At 36.6% G+C, this 2,210-nt stretch carries 2 protein-coding genes and 1 pseudogene; 2 read left to right on the forward strand and 1 reads right to left on the reverse strand.

The window, feature by feature from the left end; genetic code table 11:
* Positions 1-25: 25 nt before the first annotated feature.
* Positions 26-763, reverse strand: coding sequence for a putative immunity/bacteriocin fusion bifunctional protein (locus M4I42_RS16635; protein WP_268853161.1), 738 nt, complete (start codon positions 761-763; stop codon positions 26-28).
* 675 nt (positions 764-1,438) lie between these two features.
* Here M4I42_RS16635 and M4I42_RS16640 point away from each other — a divergent pair.
* Both M4I42_RS16640 and M4I42_RS16645 read left to right on the forward strand, forming a co-directional pair.
* The gene (locus tag M4I42_RS16640) at positions 1,439-1,612 is read left to right on the forward strand and encodes a hypothetical protein (RefSeq protein WP_268853162.1); all 174 of its coding nucleotides are present in this window, start codon (positions 1,439-1,441) and stop codon (positions 1,610-1,612) included.
* A gap of 166 nt (positions 1,613-1,778) precedes the next feature.
* A pseudogene (locus M4I42_RS16645) lies at positions 1,779-2,210 on the forward strand (transposase); the annotation flags it as partial.

Consider the following 2,210-nt stretch of genomic DNA (forward strand, 5'->3'; position numbering starts at 1 on the left):
ACAGGTGCTAGACACCCATCCCTAATTAACTTACTGAACATCCAGCCGCAAAAGCTAAAGCACATGCTAAATCACATGCTCCTCCAACAGCCGGCCCAATACCTGGAATAAAATGTAGTCCCCCACAAGCTGAAGCACATGCAATTACACCGGCTAAACTACACGCAAAGCTAACTCCATTGAACTGGAAACTCTTACCTTGAACTTGTACAAGATTACTAGATTGAGTACCATCAATCTTACCTAGATTAAAAGTATCTAAAATATAACCATCATTATTTTTTAGATCAAGTAAAATAATATTCGAAGCGAGAATTTTTTCTTCTTTCATATCGATCCAAAAATTTTCTCTAATTATTCTGCCCTGCTCTTCATTGTAATAATGAATAGTATAGTTCATAATGTCATCGTAGATAATACCTTGATCCTTCAGATTTTTGAACTCAACAAAAGTTTGAGCATCGTTTATCTTTTTATACCCTTGTTTATGATAGTCAGAAATAATAGAGATTCTTTTTATAGTTGAGTCCTTTTTTACAATAAGTTCTGCCTTCTTTTGAGATTTTTTTGGAACTTCCTGAATAACATCAGTGCCTTGTTCCTCTAGAGTTTTTAAAGTGTTCTCTACTGTGATATTTCCCTTTTCACATAGACAACCTTTCCCTTTTTCATTTTCTTTAGTTTCTGCCTTTGTACTTTGTGGTAAATTAAAGAAAAATAAAATAAGGGAAACTAGAGTTAAAACACTAACAATTTTCTTCAAATTAATCCCCCCATGTTAACAATGTGTTACATTATAAATTATACCACAATTAATAAAATTTGTCTCTTCGCCAAAAATGGTAGGTTCAAGTACATCTTTTAGTGATGAAACATTTTTATGGCTTTTCACCAAAAGTTGTACTTGATTTTTTTATAACATGCCCTACCTATGTTTCCGAGGGAAAACTAGTAAACTAATGATTTTTTGCATATGCTTGTTCAGAGAAGTGTACCGTCTGTCAAGTACATGTTCTGACGATGAACCATTTTTATGGCTCTTCACCGAAAGTTGTACTTGACTATTTCAGAACACGCCTTCTCTGTACTTATAAGGAAAAATCAGTAAATCAGATTTTTCGTACACGGCGGCTCAAGAAAATCCCCCGCTTGTCAAGTACATGTTGTGGTGATGAACCATTTTTATTCTTTTTTTACAAATAAAGATATAATAAGTAAAATAAAACCTATCACAAAACCAATTAACTGATCCAATAACAGTTCATCACGTAGAAGCCATCTTAAAAGAAATGTCCCACCAAAAATAAACATAGCTAAATATCCGACATATTTCAATCCATTATGTAGCATATTTTCATCCCCTTCATAAAGTTAAATAATACCAAATGATATTCTAGAAACAGTCTCAAAAAAAATCAGAAAAACGCCTATCGGAAACATGAGAACAGTCGATCAAACAAAAAGGTACAATCATCGAAATGGTGTTTCCATTCCGATCAGCCAATATCTCATCACAGAGCTCATCTCCAATTCAATTTTTGGATTTGAATTGACGTTAGACGGCGTCTTATTGACGTATTCGTTAGTGACACCTAGAGTAGTTGAGCGCTAACACTCTTAATAATGTTATTTCGTATAATATCAAATTGTATAATACACTTCGAAGCGGAAGTATTTTTTCGGTCTATCCTCCGGCATCCAGTTAAGTCCATATAATTTTGTAGAAGTAGAATAAATTGTGCTCGTTCGTTTTCGAGCGTCTTTCCTTTCCATCAGAAGTAAAAATGCACGTCGCGTATTCCCCTGAGCAACAAATGCCGAGCGACATCGTAGAAACCGTAGGTCTGCGCCACGATGGACCGGTGGGAGAGCAGCTCACAGACGTGCAATCGGTTCTTGTTGAGGATCGAGCGTACTTCAAAATCGAACGCCTTGATCGGTTTGTCGAACAGAAGCAACCATTTGTGATTCGGATGAAAGACAATGTCGAGATTCATCAGAAAAAGAGCTTAAAGCGACTTTGTTCCCCCTCTTCTTCCATTGTGGAGGATTTTACTTTCCAGTTAGGAACAAAACAATGCCGTTCCAAAAAGCGCCATCGCGTCGTGATCTTTCAGGATGCGAACGGGCATGAAATCCTTGTCATCACGAACGTCTTGGAGGCATCGACGGAAAAGATTGCCCAGATGTATCAAGAGCGTTGGACGGTC

Source organism: Anoxybacillus sp. J5B_2022 (assembly GCF_026847645.1).
In the GTDB taxonomy this organism is placed as follows: Bacteria; Bacillota; Bacilli; order Bacillales; family Anoxybacillaceae; genus Anoxybacteroides.